Raw genomic sequence first — 14,040 nt, forward strand, 5'->3', positions numbered from 1 at the left:
GCAAAGCACAATATGACACGCAAAATCTTAGTTACCTCCGCCCTGCCCTATGCCAACGGCAGCATCCACCTCGGCCACATGGTCGAACACATCCAAACCGACGTTTGGGTGCGCTTTCAAAAACTGCGCGGCCACGAGTGCCACTACTGCTGCGCCGACGACACCCACGGCACGCCCGTGATGCTTGCCGCGCAAAAACAAGGCATTGCGCCCGAAGACATGATTGCCAAAGTGCGCGAAGAGCACCTCGCCGACTTCACCGGCTTTTTCATCGGCTACGACAATTATTACAGCACCCATTCCCCTGAAAACAAACAGTTTTCCCAAGACATTTACCGCGCGTTGAAAGCCGGCGGCAAAATCGAAAGCCGCGTCATCGAGCAGCTTTTCGATCCTGAAAAGCAAATGTTCCTGCCCGACCGCTTCGTCAAAGGCGAATGCCCCAAATGCCACGCCCAAGACCAATACGGCGACAACTGCGAAGTCTGCGGCACGACCTACTCCCCGACCGAACTGATCAACCCGTATTCCGCCGTCTCCGGCGTGAAACCCGAATTGCGCGAATCCGAACATTTCTTCTTCAAACTGGGCGAATGCGCCGACTTCCTCAAAGCTTGGACTTCCGGCAACAACCCGCACGACGGCAAGCCCCATCTGCAAGCCGAAGCCCTTAACAAAATGAAAGAATGGCTGGGTGAAGGTGAAGAAACCACCCTGTCCGACTGGGACATTTCCCGCGACGCGCCATATTTCGGTTTTGAAATCCCCGACGCGCCGGGCAAATACTTCTACGTCTGGCTGGACGCGCCCGTCGGCTACATGGCATCGTTTAAAAACCTGTGCGGCCGCATCGGCATCGATTTCGACGAATACTTCAAAGCCGGCAGCCAAACCGAGATGTACCACTTCATCGGCAAAGACATCCTCTATTTCCACGCCCTGTTCTGGCCCGCTATGCTGCATTTCTCCGGCCACCGCTCCCCGACCGGCGTGTACGCACACGGCTTCCTAACCGTCGACGGACAAAAAATGTCCAAATCGCGCGGCACGTTTATTACCGCCAAATCCTATCTGGAACAAGGCCTAAACCCCGAGTGGATGCGCTACTACATCGCCGCCAAACTCAACAGCAAAATCGAAGACATCGATTTGAACCTGCAAGACTTTATCTCGCGCGTCAACAGCGACCTCGTCGGCAAATACGTCAACATCGCCGCCCGCGCTTCAGGTTTCATCGCCAAACGCTTTGAAGGAAAACTCAAAGACGTTTCCGACAGCGCATTGCTGGCAAAACTGACCGCACAAAGCGAAGCCATCGCCGAATGCTACGAAAACCGCGAATACGCCAAAGCCCTGCGCGACATTATGGCTTTGGCGGATGCCGTGAACGAATACGTCGATGCCAACAAACCGTGGGAACTCGCCAAACAAGAAGGTCAAGACGAACGCCTGCACGAAGTATGCAGCGAGCTCATCAACGCCTTCACCATACTGACCGCCTACCTCGCCCCCGTGTTGCCGCAAACCGCCGCCAACGCCGCGCGTTTCCTCAATCTGGACGCGATTACTTGGGCGAACACAAGGGTAACCTTGGGCGAACACACCATCAACAAATACGAACATTTAATGCAACGAGTGGAGCAAAAACAAGTGGACGATTTAATCGAAGCCAACAAACAAAGTATTCAGACAACCCCCGCGCCTGTTGAAGACAGCAAATACGAAAAAGTCGCCGAACAGGCAAGTTTCGACGACTTTATGAAAATCGACATGCGCGTCGCCAAAGTATTGAACTGCGAAGCCGTCGAAGGCAGCACCAAACTCCTGAAATTCGACCTCGATTTCGGTTTTGAAAAACGTATCATCTTCTCCGGCATCGCCGCGTCTTATCCCAACCCTGCCGAGTTAAACGGAAGAATGGTCATCGCCGTCGCCAACTTCGCCCCGCGCAAAATGGCAAAATTCGGCGTATCCGAAGGTATGATTTTGAGTGCCGCCACGGCAGAGGGAAAACTGAAGCTCTTGGATGTGGATACAGGCGCGCAACCGGGCGACAAAGTCGGTTAAGCAAAAATATCAAAACAATGCCGTCTGAACCCTTTGGACGTTCAGACGGCATTTTTTCGTCATCCCGACAAGCTCAAACCACCCGGTTTTGCGCCTCGCCTTTCACAAAGGCGTGAATGTTCGCCAACAATATATCAAACAGCCTGTCCAAAGCCTCGCGGCTTGCCCACGCGGTATGCGGCGTAACAATCAGATTGGGAAGTCGTGCCTTCAACAGAGGATTGCCGTTTTTAGGCGGCTCATTCGTCAAAACATCCACGCCCGCCCCGCCGATCTGCCCGTATTTGAGTGCGGCAAGCAGCGCGTTTTCATCCACCAGCCCGCCGCGCCCGCAATTAATCAAAACCGCACCGGGCTTCATCTGCCGCAACTCATTTTCGCCTATCATATTTTCAGTTTGGGCATTCAGCGGACAGTGCAGCGACAACACATCGGCAGTCCGTACCGCATTTTCAAAGGCAACATAGCCTTCGCGCACAGCGGGCGCGTGTTTGTGTTCGGCAAACACCACCCCCATCCCGAACGCCTGCGCGTATCCTGCCAGCGTCCGTCCTATATTGCCGCGTCCGAAAACCGCCAGCGTTTTACCGTTCAAATCCCGAATCGGCGCGCCGTAATGGCAGAAAAACGGCGACTTCTCCCATAATCCTGCCGCAACATCACGCTGATAGGCGGGCAAATTCCGCATCAGGGCAATCATCAGCATAAAGGCATGTTCCGCAACCGATTCGTTTCCGTAGGCGCGGACATTGCATACCGCAACGCCGGCCGCCTTCGCCGCCTCGATATCGACATTGTTCACGCCGGTCGCACTGACGGCAATCAGCTCAAGCTGAGGATTATCCGCAATAATGTCGGCGGAAATCATCACCTTATTGGTGATGATAATATGCGCGTCGCGCACCCGTCCTGCCGTTTCCGCAGCATCTGTCGTACCGTAAACCGCAAGCTCGTGCGGAAAATCGAAGTGAAAAGCCCAACCGGGTAAAGTATCCGCATCCAGAACGACTATCTTTTTGTGATTCATTATTTCTATCCTTATTAAAAAATTGATTTATTTACACTAACAGCAAATAGCAAATTTAAACCGGCACGGTCTGATGATAATCCTTATCATCTCTCTGTAAATATTCAATCCGGGAGAGGATGATGCTTAAAACCCTGACTTTTGCCGCACTGCATTTCACCACCGCCTTCAGTGTAACCTATGTGCTGACGGGCAGTATAGGCGTATCGGGAGCGGTCGCGCTGGTCGAACCCCTAATCAACACCGTCGTTTTCTATAGTGGATTAACAAAAACCAGTACGGCGTTGCCTCGCCTTGCCGTACTATTTGTACTGTCTGCGGCTTCGTCGCCTTGTCCTGATTTTTGTTAATCCACTATATTCCCATGAAAAAGCCTGGAACCGTTACGAAAAACATAAAACGGTCAAACAACAACTGCTGTTCCCGCTGCACCGGTGCGGCTGACAATTGGCGGCATTTGACTTCGCCGGACGGTATGTTACCCTTGCCGTTTTGACCAACAAGCAACGAAAGGACAGATATGGGCAGCCTGATTATTGAAGATTTGCAGGAAGGCTTCGGAAAAGAGGCGGTAACAGGTAAAGAAATCACCGTCCACTACACCGGCTGGCTGGAAAATGGAACCAAATTCGACTCCAGTCTCGACCGCCGCCAGCCGCTGACCATCACGCTCGGTGTCGGACAAGTCATCAAAGGTTGGGACGAAGGCTTCGGCGGAATGAAGGAAGGCGGCAAACGCAAGCTGACCATCCCTTCTGAAATGGCTTACGGCGTACACGGTGCCGGCGGTGTGATTCCCCCGCACGCCACTTTGATATTTGAAGTCGAGCTGCTGAAAGTGTACGAATAAGACAGCACACCCGATGCCGTCTGAAATGCAGATTGCGGTTTCAGACGGCATTTTGTTTTCAAGAAAACATCCGTATTGGCAAATACTATGGAAAAACATAGCCTGTTTTTTCGGTTTTATCGTATTATTCCAAAACTTACCCCATTGATAAGGAAGCGGTTTATGCTGCAAAGAACTTTGGCGAAATCCATCGGCGTGACCGGCGTCGGGCTGCATTCCGGCGAACGGGTCGCGCTGACCCTGCATCCCGCGCCTGAAAACAGCGGGATTTCCTTCCGCCGTACCGATTTGGACGGCGAAATGGGCGAACAAATCAAACTGACCCCTTATTTGATCAACGATACCCGCCTGTCCTCCACCATCGTTACCGACAAAGGCGTGCGCGTCGGCACGATCGAACACATTATGTCCGCGTTGTCCGCCTACGGCATCGACAACGCGCTGATTGAGTTGAACGCGCCCGAAATCCCGATTATGGACGGCTCCAGCCTGCCGTTTATTTACCTCCTGCAAGATGCGGGCGTTGTCGACCAAAAGGCGCAAAAGCGTTTTTTAAAAATTCTCAAACCCGTCGAAATCAAAGAAGCGGGCAAATGGGTACGATTTACGCCGTATGACGGCTTTAAAGTTACCCTGACCATCGAATTCGACCATCCGGTCTTCAACCGCAGCTCGCCGACGTTTGAAATTGATTTCGCAGGCAAATCCTACATCGACGAAATCGCGCGCGCGCGCACCTTCGGCTTTATGCACGAAGTGGAAATGATGCGCGCCCACAATCTCGGCTTGGGTGGCAATTTGAACAACGCCATCGTAATTGACGACACGGATATCCTGAATCCGGAAGGTTTGCGCTATCCCGACGAGTTTGTGCGCCACAAAATCCTTGATGCCATCGGCGATTTGTATATCGTCGGACATCCGCTCATCGGCGCATTTGAAGGCTACAAATCGGGACACGCCATCAACAACGCGCTCTTGCGCGCGGTTTTGGCGGACGAAACCGCCTACGAATGGGTCGAATTTGCAGACAACGAAAACCTGCCTGCCGCGTTTCACGAGCTGAACCTCAAAAAATGCGGATAAGCCCTCCGCAAACCGCCGTATTATCCGCCTGACACGCACAACGCCCGCGCAGAATCCCCGGCCGCTTCAGACGGCATTTCCGGCAGTTTTCCAATAAGCAAAGCCCTTTGCAGAAACCATCCCCGGCAGCCGAAACCCAAATACAGGTTTTCGGCTGTTTTTTTACCGCCAACCACTCCCACTCCCACCCAAATCCCAAAAGACTATTCCCACACCCTGGATATCCGGCACTTATACACAAGCAAAACAAATATATCCGATTGAATATTAAAAAAATAGTTACGAGCGATTTGTGTTCTCCACTGTTTATGCACAGCAATGTAAAACCTTATTCACGCACATCGCACAGGATTAACGCTTTTAAAATTCCGGACGGAGGCACATTAAAAACTCCGGTTACCGGTTTGCACAATGTTGAATTTATCCACAAACTCTCACCGTACTTTAAAAATATCCACACATCCGCACAATGCGGCAACAGCTTTGCCGACATCCCTTTTTAGAATTTATCTGTTTGATTTTCAAATTTAAATAAACTTATACACAGTAAAACGGCAAGCTCAACATAATCATCTTTTTATTATTTAAAACTTTATTATTTTTCTGGAACGCTTCCTCAAAAACAGCGCGGTAAAGTTAAGGCATCTTTTCAAAAAATTAAAAAGTTAAGGATTGTTAAACAAGTGTAAATCAGCTAAAGTTGCGGCTGATAAATTTAATTAATAACGGAGCTTCCGGCAATGAAAGGCGATATCGGCGTGATCGGTTTGGCGGTTATGGGTCAAAACCTGATTTTGAATATGAACGATTGCGGATTTAAGGTGGTTGCCTACAACCGCACGACTGCCAAGGTGGACGAATTTTTAAACGGCGCGGCAAAAGGAACTAATATTATCGGCGCGTATTCTTTGCAAGATTTGGTCGATAAGCTGGAAAAACCGCGAAAAATTATGATGATGGTTCGTGCCGGTTCGGTGGTTGACGACTTTATCGAACAACTGCTGCCCCTGTTGGACGAGGGAGACATTATTATCGACGGCGGCAACGCCAATTATTCGGACTCGACGCGCCGCACGCGTTATCTTACCGAAAAAGGGATTTTGTTTGTCGGTGCGGGCGTGTCCGGCGGGGAAGAAGGGGCGCGGCGCGGGCCATCCATTATGCCGGGCGGGGATGTGCGCGCTTGGGATGCGGTCAAGCCGATTTTTCAGGCGATTGCCGCCAAAACGCCGCAGGGCGAACCGTGTTGCGACTGGGTCGGCAAAGACGGTGCGGGACATTTTGTCAAAATGGTGCACAACGGCATCGAATACGGCGATATGCAGTTGATTTGCGAGGCTTACCAGTTTATGAAAGACGGTTTGGGATTGTCCTACGATGAAATGCACCGCGTGTTTGCCGAGTGGAACAAAACCGAGCTGGATTCTTATCTGATTGAAATCACAGCGGCAATTTTGGCGTACAAAGACGAGGGCGGCGAACCCCTGGTCGAAAAAATCCTCGATACGGCGGGGCAGAAAGGCACGGGCAAATGGACGGGCATCAACGCCTTGGATTTGGGCATCCCGCTGACGCTGATTTCCGAGGCGGTGTTCGCCCGCTGCGTTTCGTCGTTCAAAGAACAGCGCGTCCGGATGGGCGGACTGTTTGCGCGGCAGGCGTTGCCGGTCGGCGGCGACAAAAAACAATGGGTCGGCGATTTGCGCCAAGCCTTGCTCGCCTCCAAAATTATTTCGTATGCCCAAGGCTTTATGCTGATTCGGGAAGCGGGCGAAAGCTACGGCTGGGATTTGGATTACGGCAACACCGCCCTGCTCTGGCGCGAAGGCTGCATCATCCGCAGCGCGTTTTTGGGCAATATCCGCGACGCGTATGAAAACAATCCGGATTTGGTGTTTTTGGGCGAGGACGGATATTTTAAAAATATTTTGGAAAACTGCCTGCCGGCGTGGCGCAGGGTGGTCGCCAAGGCGGTCGAGTGCGGCATCCCTATGCCCTGCACGGCATCCGCCATCACGTTCTTGGACGGCTACACGGCGCAACGCCTGCCCGCCAACCTGCTTCAGGCGCAGCGCGACTACTTCGGCGCGCACACTTACGAGCGCACCGACAAGCCGCGCGGCGAGTTTTTCCATACCAACTGGACGGGCAAAGGCGGAGATACCGCTTCGACCGCTTACGATATTTGAACCGGTTTCGGAATATGCCGTCTGAAGCCTTCAGACGGCATTTGTGTTACGGAAATGTGTGATGTGGCAATGGCTTTATGATGTGTTGTGGTGGTTTGCGCCACCCCTGATACGGCGTTATTTGAGGCGGCGTGCGGAAAAAACGCCGGCTTATGCGGAACATTGGGGCGAACGCTTCGGCGCGCCTTACACCGGACCGGTTACCGGTGCGGTTTGGATACACGCGGTATCGGTCGGAGAAACGCGCGCCGCCCTGCCGTTGGCAAAGGAGTTGGGGCGGCGGTTTCCGGACGCGCCGCTGCTGATTACCCAGATGACCCCGACGGGGCGCGAAACGGCGCAAGATTTGTTCCCCGACGCGCAATGCCGCTATCTTCCGTATGACAAAAAAACGTGGGTAAGGCAGTTTTTGCGCGAACACCGCCCCGTGTTCGGCGTGCTGATGGAAACGGAAATCTGGCCCAACCTGATGACGGAGTGCCGGAAATCGGGCGTTCCGCTGTTTTTGGCAAACGCAAGGCTGTCGGAAAAATCGGCGGCGGGATACCAAAAAATCCGCAATCTGATCGGGCCGGCGTTGGGCGGATTGGACGGCTGCCTGGCGCAAACCCCGGGCGATGCGGACAGGCTGGCGGACTTGGGCGCGGCATCCGTGCAGGTGTGCGGCAACACCAAATACGACCTGATGCCGTCTGAACGGATGAAAACGCTGGCGGGGCAGTTTAAAGAACGAATCGGAGGCCGGCCGGTTGCCGTATGCGGCAGCACGCGCGTTTATCGGGGCGAAGACGAGGCGGAAAAACTGCTGGCGGCGTGGCGGGAATATCGCGGAAATGCGCTGCTGGTCATCGTGCCGCGCCATCCCGAGCATTTTCAGACGGCATTTGAAACGGCAGAACGCTTCGGGTTTAAGGTTCAGCGGCGCAGCGACGGTTTGCCGGTCAAACCCGATACGCAGGTGTGGATAGGCGACAGTATGGGCGAGCTGTATGCGTATTACCTGACTGCCGATGCCGCCTTTGTCGGCGGCAGCCTGGTGGATTCCGGCTGTCAAAACATCATCGAACCGCTTTCCTGCGGCGTTCCGACGATATTCGGCTTCTCGACCTACAATTTTGAACAGGCGTGCGCCCGTGCCGCAGAGGCAGGTGCGGCAATACAGGTAAAATCTGCCGATGAGTGGCGGAAGGCGGTCGAGTCGTTGCTGTCGCACAAAGAGATTGGAACGGCGGCGCGGGAGCGGATCGGGCATTTTATTTCGCCGCACCGGGGCGCAAGCGTCCGAATGGCGGAAATGATTTACCGGTCGGTGCGGAATGCGGATTCCGTATGCGGGTGATACAATCGGCATTTGCAGATTCCGGTAGGGGTATCGTATGAGTATTTATGCCGTCGCGCACATCGTCCACCTGTATTGCGCCATTGCCTTTGTCGGCGGCGTGTTTTTTGAAGTGCTGGTCTTATCCGTCCTGCATACGGGGCGGGTGTCGCGCGAGTCGCGGCGCGAAGTGGAAAAGGCAATGTCCTACCGCGCCGTCAGGGTGATGCCGTTTGTGGTCGGACTGCTGTTCGCCAGCGGCATCGTGATGGCGGCAAACCGCTACCTTCCTATATTGGGCGAACCGTTTGCCACTTCCTTCGGTACGATGCTGACGCTGAAAATCCTTTTGGCTTTCAGCGTGTTGGCGCACTTCGCCATCGCCGTCGTCAAAATGGCGCGTTCCACACTGACGGTCGGGTGGTCGAAATACATACACGCCGTCGTCTTTACCCATATGCTGCTGATTGTGTTTTTGGCAAAAGCGATGTTTTATATCAGCTGGTAACACAACTACATTTCAAATCAGGAGATTGAACCATGACAGAATATCCCGGCATCGGGTCGCCGTTGTTTTACGGTGTTTTTTTTACGGCAGTGCTGGTCATGATTGCCTTGGATATGTTTTCGCTGAAGAAAAACGGCAGCCATAAAGTCGGCATCAAAGAAACCTTGGCATGGAGCGGCTTGTGGGTTGCCGTATCCTGCCTGTTTGCCGGATGGCTGTATTTCGAACTCGCCGGCAATCCCGGCTACGGCGCGGCAGTCGCAAAAGAAAAAGTATTGGAATTCTTTACCGGCTACATTTTGGAAAAATCGTTGGCAGTCGATAATATTTTCGTGTTCCTGATGATTTTCGGCTACTTCAAAGTCGCACCGCAGTTTCAGCACCGCGTGCTGCTGTACGGCGTATTGGGCGCATTGGTATTGCGCACCGTCATGATTTTCGTCGGCGCGGCACTGGTTCGGCAGTTCGAGTGGATTCTGTATCTGTTCGGCGCGGTCCTGCTCTATACCGGCATACACATGATGAAGCCCGAAGGCGATGAGGAAGAGGATTTGGCAAACAGCAGGCTGCTGAATGCCGTCAAGAAAGTCGTTCCGGTCGGCACGGAATTTCACGGCGAGAAATTTTTTACCGTCGAAAACGGCAAAAAAATCGCCACGCCGCTGTTTTTGGTGCTGGTCATGATTGAATTGAGCGATGTCGTGTTTGCCGTGGACAGCATCCCTGCCGTCTTTGCCGTTACCACCGATCCGTTTATCGTGCTGACCTCCAATATTTTCGCCATTTTGGGTTTGCGGGCGATGTATTTCCTGCTGGCCGACGTGGCGGAACGCTTTATCTTCCTGAAATACGGCTTGGCATTTGTTTTGAGCTTTATCGGTTTGAAAATGCTGGTGATGCATTGGGTGCACATCCCGATTTCCGTTTCGTTGTCGGTGGTGTTCGGCGCGTTGGGCGCATCGGTATTGACTTCTTTGGTTTATACGAAAAAACAGGCCGATAAGCGGACATAACGCCCGTCCGCCCGCAAGGGGCTTGACAGGGTTTCGGCCGGTCTGTAGAATTCCAAACTTATCGGGTCGTTAGCTCAGCCGGTAGAGCAGCGGACTTTTAATCCGTTGGTCGAGCGTTCGAATCGCTCACGACCCACCAGATAAAGCAAAAAAGCTGAGTTTTCAAAACTCGGCTTTTTTTGTTTTCCGGCAATCCTTGTTCGGAAAGTGCGGCATTTCGTCAAATTCTTTGGGGCGGCTTCCGTATTTTTCCCGAAAATCCCTTATAATTCCGCCTCTGCAACCTTCATCGGGTGATGCTTTATGCGTTGTCCCGAGTATTGAAATATTACAAGTACCCACCAGGAAAGAACAAACGTGGACAAACTGAAAATCTCCGCAAACGGCCCGCTCAACGGGGAAATAACGGTCTCGGGCGCGAAAAACGCGGCATTGCCGCTGATGTGCGCGGGTTTGCTGACATCGGGTACGTTGCGCCTGAAAAACGTCCCTATGCTGGCAGATGTGAAAACCACGCAAAAACTGCTTCAGGGGATGGGCGCGCGCGTCCTGACCGACAATATCAGCGAGTTTGAAATCAACGGCGGCACGGTAAACAATACCTGCGCCCCTTACGAATTGGTTCGGACGATGCGTGCTTCGATTTTGGTGCTTGGTCCGACGCTGGCGCGTTTCGGCGAGGCGCAAGTCAGCCTACCGGGCGGCTGCGCCATCGGTTCGCGCCCCGTCGATCAGCATTTGAAAGGCTTGGAAGCGATGGGGGCGGAAATCGTCATCGAACACGGTTACGTCAAGGCCAAGGGTAAACTTAAAGGTACGCGCGTGGCGATGAATGTCGTTACCGTCGGCGGCACGGAAAACCTGCTGATGGCGGCGACGCTGGCGGAAGGTACGACGGTTTTGGAAAACTGCGCCATCGAGCCTGAAGTGGTCGATTTGGCGGAATGCCTGGTCAAAATGGGCGCGAAAATCAGCGGCATCGGAACATCGACCATGATCGTGGAAGGCGCGGGCGAGCTGCACGGCTGCGAACACAGCGTCGTCCCCGACCGGATTGAAGCGGGGACGTTTCTGTGCGCGGTGGCGATAACCGGCGGCAGGGTGGTTTTGAGGAATGCCGCCCCGAAAACGATGGAAGTGGTGTTGGACAAACTGGTCGAGGCAGGTGCGGTGATTGAGGCGGGCGACGATTGGATCGCTATCGATATGCGGCAGCGTCCGAAGGCGGTGGACATCCGCACGGTCGTCCACCCCGGTTTCCCCACGGATATGCAGGCGCAGTTTATGGCATTGAATGCCGTGGCGGAGGGAAGCTGCCGCGTGGTGGAAACGATTTTTGAAAACCGCTTTATGCACGTCCCCGAGTTGAACCGGATGGGGGCGAACATTACAACCGAGGGCAATACGGCATTTGTGCAGGGTGTGGAACAGCTTTCCGGCGCGGTCGTCAAGGCGACGGATTTGCGCGCGTCCGCAAGCCTCGTTATCGCCGGTTTGGCGGCACGCGGTGAAACCGTGGTCGAACAGATTTACCACTTGGATCGCGGTTATGAAAATATTGAAAAAAAACTCGGCAGCGTCGGCGCGAAAATCGAGCGCGTATCCGGCTGAGCGGGTTGCGATGCCGTCTGAAGCCTTCAGACGGCATTAATTGTTTCTGTATCGCAAACACTGATTGAAAAGGACTGATTATGGCATTTTTAAAACTGACCGAACAAAACGTGCAGGGCAAAACCGTCCTCATCCGCGCCGATATGAACGTGCCGTTCAAAGACGGCAAAATCAGCGACGACACCCGTATCCGCGCCTCGCTTGCGTCCGTCAAATACTGCTTGGACAACGGCGCGTCCGTCATCGTAATGACCCACTTGGGCCGCCCGACCGAAGGCGAATTCCATCCCGAAGACGACGTTGCGCCCGTTGCCGCACACTTGGGCAGCCTGTTGGGCAAAGACGTGAAAGTATTGAACGACTGGCGCGAAAACAAACCGGCTTTGAACGCGGGCGATGTCGTGATGCTGCAAAACGTGCGTATCAACAAGGGCGAGAAGAAAAACGATTTGGAACTGGGCAAAGCCTACGCCGCCTTGTGCGACGTGTTCGTCAATGACGCGTTCGGCACCGCACACCGCGCCCAAGCCTCGACTGAAGCCGTTGCCCAAGCCGCGCCCGTTGCCTGCGCCGGCGTATTGATGGCGGGCGAACTCGACGCTTTGGGCAAAGCCTTGAAACAACCCGCGCGCCCGATGGTTGCCATCGTTGCCGGCAGCAAAGTGTCCACCAAGCTGACCATCCTCGAATCGCTGGCGGATAAAGTCGACCAACTCATCGTCGGCGGCGGCATTGCCAACACCTTCCTGTTGGCGGAAGGCAAAGCCATCGGTAAATCTTTGGCGGAACACGATTTGGTGGAAGAATCTAAAAAAATTATGGCGAAAATGGCGGCCAAAGGCGGTTCTGTGCCGCTGCCGACCGATGTCGTCGTTGCCAAAGCCTTTGCCGCCGATGCCGAAGCGGTGGTAAAAGACATTGCCGACGTTGCCGAAGACGAGATGATTTTGGACATCGGCCCGAAATCCGCCGCCGCGCTTGCCGATTTGCTCAAAGCTGCCGGTACGGTGGTATGGAACGGGCCGGTCGGCGTGTTTGAGTTCGATCAGTTCGCAGGCGGCACGAAAGCCCTTGCCGAAGCCATCGCCCAAAGCAAAGCCTTCTCGATTGCGGGAGGCGGCGACACGCTGGCGGCGATTGCCAAGTTCGGCGTTACCGGTCAAATCGGCTACATCTCCACCGGCGGCGGCGCGTTCCTTGAGTTCTTGGAAGGCAAAGAGCTGCCCGCCGTAGCCGCTTTGGAAAAACGCGGCGCGTAAGCGGTTTGATCTAAAAAATGCCGTCTGAAACGAAATGGTTTCAGACGGCATTTTTGTGTGGCGGTTATTGCGCTTTGGCATTCCATTCCGCCGGAGTGGCGGCAACCGAAATGGAAAGTGCGTGCAGTTCGTTGCTTTCCAGTTGGGCTTTGAGTCCGTCTTTAATCAGGCGGTGGCGCGCGAGGCGTGCCTTGCCTTCAAATTCCGATGAAACGATGACGGCGAAAAAATGGTGTCCGTCGCCTTCTACTTCGATATGTTCGCATTTTGCCACGCCTGCAATCAGGGCTTTGACTTGTTCGGGTGTCAGCATAGTGGGGAGTCCTTATTGGAAAATGCGCCATTATACTGGCAAATTGAAATGCCGTCTGAAACGGGTTCAGACGGCATTTTTGACGGTGTTTTATTTTTGGGGCTGTACTAGATTAGCAGATATGTTACCCTCAAAGTATGAAGATAACACACTGCAAATTAAAGAAAAAAGTACAGAAAGAACTGCTCCGTTTTTTTGTGCTGGAAGTTACCGCCCGTTCTGCCGCCGATATTTTGGGTATCCATCCCAATTCGGCAGCACTGTTCTACCGTAAAATCCGCACGGTTATCAATTATCATTTGGCCTTGGCTGCCGATGAGGTTTTTGAGGGCCCTGTCGAGCTGGACGAAAGCTATTTCGGCGGACGGCGTAAAGGCAGACGTGGTCGCGGTGCGGCAGGAAAAGTGGTTGTCTTCAGCATTCTGAAACGCAACGGACGGGTCTATACCGTTATCGTAGATAATGCCAAGTCTGAAACGTTACTCCCTGTCATCAAAAAGAAAATCATGCCGGACAGTATTGTTTATACCGATAGTCTGAGCAGCTACGACAAGTTGGACGTGAGCGGTTTTATCCATTACCGTATCAACCATTCCAAGGAATTTGCAGACCGTCAAAACCACATTAACGGCATTGAGAACTTTTGGAATCAGTCAAAACGCGTCTTGCGAAAATACAACGGAATCGATCGTAAATCTTTCCCGCTGTTCTTGAGAGAATGCGAATTTCGATTTAACTTCGGCACACCGTCCCGGCAGCTAAAAATCCTACGGGATTGGTGTGGAATTTAGGGCTAATC

The 14,040-nt window shown here is 53.4% G+C and carries 13 protein-coding genes, 1 tRNA gene and 1 pseudogene; 13 read left to right on the plus strand and 2 right to left on the minus strand.

Features of this window, described 5'->3' with window-relative positions:
• The first annotated feature begins 12 nt into the window (after positions 1 to 12).
• Positions 13 to 2,067: a methionine--tRNA ligase gene (metG, locus tag FGL10_RS09300; RefSeq protein ID WP_036470229.1), complete on the plus strand. Its 2,055-nt coding sequence runs from the start codon at positions 13 to 15 to the stop codon at positions 2,065 to 2,067.
• Between the two features lie 73 nt (positions 2,068 to 2,140).
• Here metG and FGL10_RS09305 read toward each other — a convergent pair whose 3' ends face one another.
• Positions 2,141 to 3,094 carry a D-2-hydroxyacid dehydrogenase gene (locus FGL10_RS09305; protein ID WP_003710709.1) on the minus strand — a complete coding sequence of 318 codons (954 nt, stop codon included), beginning with the start codon at positions 3,092 to 3,094 and terminating at the stop codon, positions 2,141 to 2,143.
• A gap of 122 nt (positions 3,095 to 3,216) precedes the next feature.
• Between FGL10_RS09305 and FGL10_RS13040 the strand changes: the two are divergent.
• From FGL10_RS13040 to FGL10_RS09370, 11 genes and pseudogenes are all read left to right on the plus strand, one after another.
• A pseudogene (locus FGL10_RS13040) lies at positions 3,217 to 3,291 on the plus strand (DUF2061 domain-containing protein); the annotation flags it as partial.
• Positions 3,292 to 3,614: 323 nt separating this feature from the next.
• A complete protein-coding gene (locus tag FGL10_RS09320) occupies positions 3,615 to 3,944 on the plus strand; it encodes an FKBP-type peptidyl-prolyl cis-trans isomerase (protein WP_003710703.1) in 330 nt (109 codons plus the stop codon).
• Positions 3,945 to 3,957: 13 nt separating this feature from the next.
• Positions 3,958 to 4,092, plus strand: a complete 135-nt coding sequence (locus FGL10_RS12830) for a hypothetical protein (RefSeq protein ID WP_269472463.1) — start codon at positions 3,958 to 3,960, stop codon at positions 4,090 to 4,092.
• Between the two features lie 14 nt (positions 4,093 to 4,106).
• Complete coding sequence (gene lpxC / locus FGL10_RS09325) at positions 4,107 to 5,030, plus strand: UDP-3-O-acyl-N-acetylglucosamine deacetylase (protein WP_004467813.1); 924 nt, start codon at positions 4,107 to 4,109, stop codon at positions 5,028 to 5,030.
• Positions 5,031 to 5,770: 740 nt separating this feature from the next.
• Positions 5,771 to 7,219, plus strand: coding sequence for a decarboxylating NADP(+)-dependent phosphogluconate dehydrogenase (gnd, locus tag FGL10_RS09335; protein ID WP_036475242.1), 1,449 nt, complete (start codon positions 5,771 to 5,773; stop codon positions 7,217 to 7,219).
• A gap of 61 nt (positions 7,220 to 7,280) precedes the next feature.
• Positions 7,281 to 8,558: a lipid IV(A) 3-deoxy-D-manno-octulosonic acid transferase gene (gene waaA / locus FGL10_RS09340; RefSeq protein WP_003710697.1), complete on the plus strand. Its 1,278-nt coding sequence runs from the start codon at positions 7,281 to 7,283 to the stop codon at positions 8,556 to 8,558.
• A 37-nt stretch (positions 8,559 to 8,595) separates the two neighbouring features.
• A complete protein-coding gene (locus tag FGL10_RS09345) occupies positions 8,596 to 9,045 on the plus strand; it encodes a CopD family copper resistance protein (protein ID WP_002240898.1) in 450 nt (149 codons plus the stop codon).
• 32 nt (positions 9,046 to 9,077) lie between these two features.
• Complete coding sequence (locus tag FGL10_RS09350) at positions 9,078 to 10,058, plus strand: TerC family protein (RefSeq protein ID WP_003710696.1); 981 nt, start codon at positions 9,078 to 9,080, stop codon at positions 10,056 to 10,058.
• Positions 10,059 to 10,121: 63 nt separating this feature from the next.
• Positions 10,122 to 10,197, plus strand: a tRNA-Lys gene (locus FGL10_RS09355).
• A 218-nt stretch (positions 10,198 to 10,415) separates the two neighbouring features.
• The gene (murA, locus tag FGL10_RS09365; RefSeq protein ID WP_003710694.1) at positions 10,416 to 11,669 is read left to right on the plus strand and encodes a UDP-N-acetylglucosamine 1-carboxyvinyltransferase; all 1,254 of its coding nucleotides are present in this window, start codon (positions 10,416 to 10,418) and stop codon (positions 11,667 to 11,669) included.
• Between the two features lie 80 nt (positions 11,670 to 11,749).
• Complete coding sequence (locus FGL10_RS09370; protein WP_003710693.1) at positions 11,750 to 12,928, plus strand: phosphoglycerate kinase; 1,179 nt, start codon at positions 11,750 to 11,752, stop codon at positions 12,926 to 12,928.
• 64 nt (positions 12,929 to 12,992) lie between these two features.
• On the opposite strand, the gene FGL10_RS09375 is transcribed toward FGL10_RS09370, so the two are convergent.
• Positions 12,993 to 13,241, minus strand: coding sequence for a BolA family protein (locus FGL10_RS09375; protein ID WP_002240894.1), 249 nt, complete (start codon positions 13,239 to 13,241; stop codon positions 12,993 to 12,995).
• Positions 13,242 to 13,378: 137 nt separating this feature from the next.
• On the opposite strand from FGL10_RS09375, the gene FGL10_RS09380 reads away from it, so the two are divergent.
• Positions 13,379 to 14,032: an IS1595 family transposase gene (locus FGL10_RS09380; RefSeq protein ID WP_138251450.1), complete on the plus strand. Its 654-nt coding sequence runs from the start codon at positions 13,379 to 13,381 to the stop codon at positions 14,030 to 14,032.
• Positions 14,033 to 14,040: the final 8 nt, after the last annotated feature.

The sequence above is a fragment of the Neisseria lactamica genome, from assembly GCF_901482445.1.
In the GTDB taxonomy this organism is placed as follows: Bacteria; Pseudomonadota; Gammaproteobacteria; order Burkholderiales; family Neisseriaceae; genus Neisseria; species Neisseria lactamica.

Coding starts and splice junctions, on each gene's coding strand:
- metG (WP_036470229.1), top strand. CDS start 13: ATGACACGCAAAATCTTAGTTACCTCCGCCCTGCCCTATGCCAACGGC.
- FGL10_RS09305 (WP_003710709.1), bottom strand. CDS start 3,094: ATGAATCACAAAAAGATAGTCGTTCTGGATGCGGATACTTTACCCGGT.
- FGL10_RS09320 (WP_003710703.1), top strand. CDS start 3,615: ATGGGCAGCCTGATTATTGAAGATTTGCAGGAAGGCTTCGGAAAAGAG.
- FGL10_RS12830 (WP_269472463.1), top strand. CDS start 3,958: ATGCCGTCTGAAATGCAGATTGCGGTTTCAGACGGCATTTTGTTTTCA.
- lpxC (WP_004467813.1), top strand. CDS start 4,107: ATGCTGCAAAGAACTTTGGCGAAATCCATCGGCGTGACCGGCGTCGGG.
- gnd (WP_036475242.1), top strand. CDS start 5,771: ATGAAAGGCGATATCGGCGTGATCGGTTTGGCGGTTATGGGTCAAAAC.
- waaA (WP_003710697.1), top strand. CDS start 7,281: ATGTGGCAATGGCTTTATGATGTGTTGTGGTGGTTTGCGCCACCCCTG.
- FGL10_RS09345 (WP_002240898.1), top strand. CDS start 8,596: ATGAGTATTTATGCCGTCGCGCACATCGTCCACCTGTATTGCGCCATT.
- FGL10_RS09350 (WP_003710696.1), top strand. CDS start 9,078: ATGACAGAATATCCCGGCATCGGGTCGCCGTTGTTTTACGGTGTTTTT.
- FGL10_RS09370 (WP_003710693.1), top strand. CDS start 11,750: ATGGCATTTTTAAAACTGACCGAACAAAACGTGCAGGGCAAAACCGTC.
- FGL10_RS09375 (WP_002240894.1), bottom strand. CDS start 13,241: ATGCTGACACCCGAACAAGTCAAAGCCCTGATTGCAGGCGTGGCAAAA.
- FGL10_RS09380 (WP_138251450.1), top strand. CDS start 13,379: ATGAAGATAACACACTGCAAATTAAAGAAAAAAGTACAGAAAGAACTG.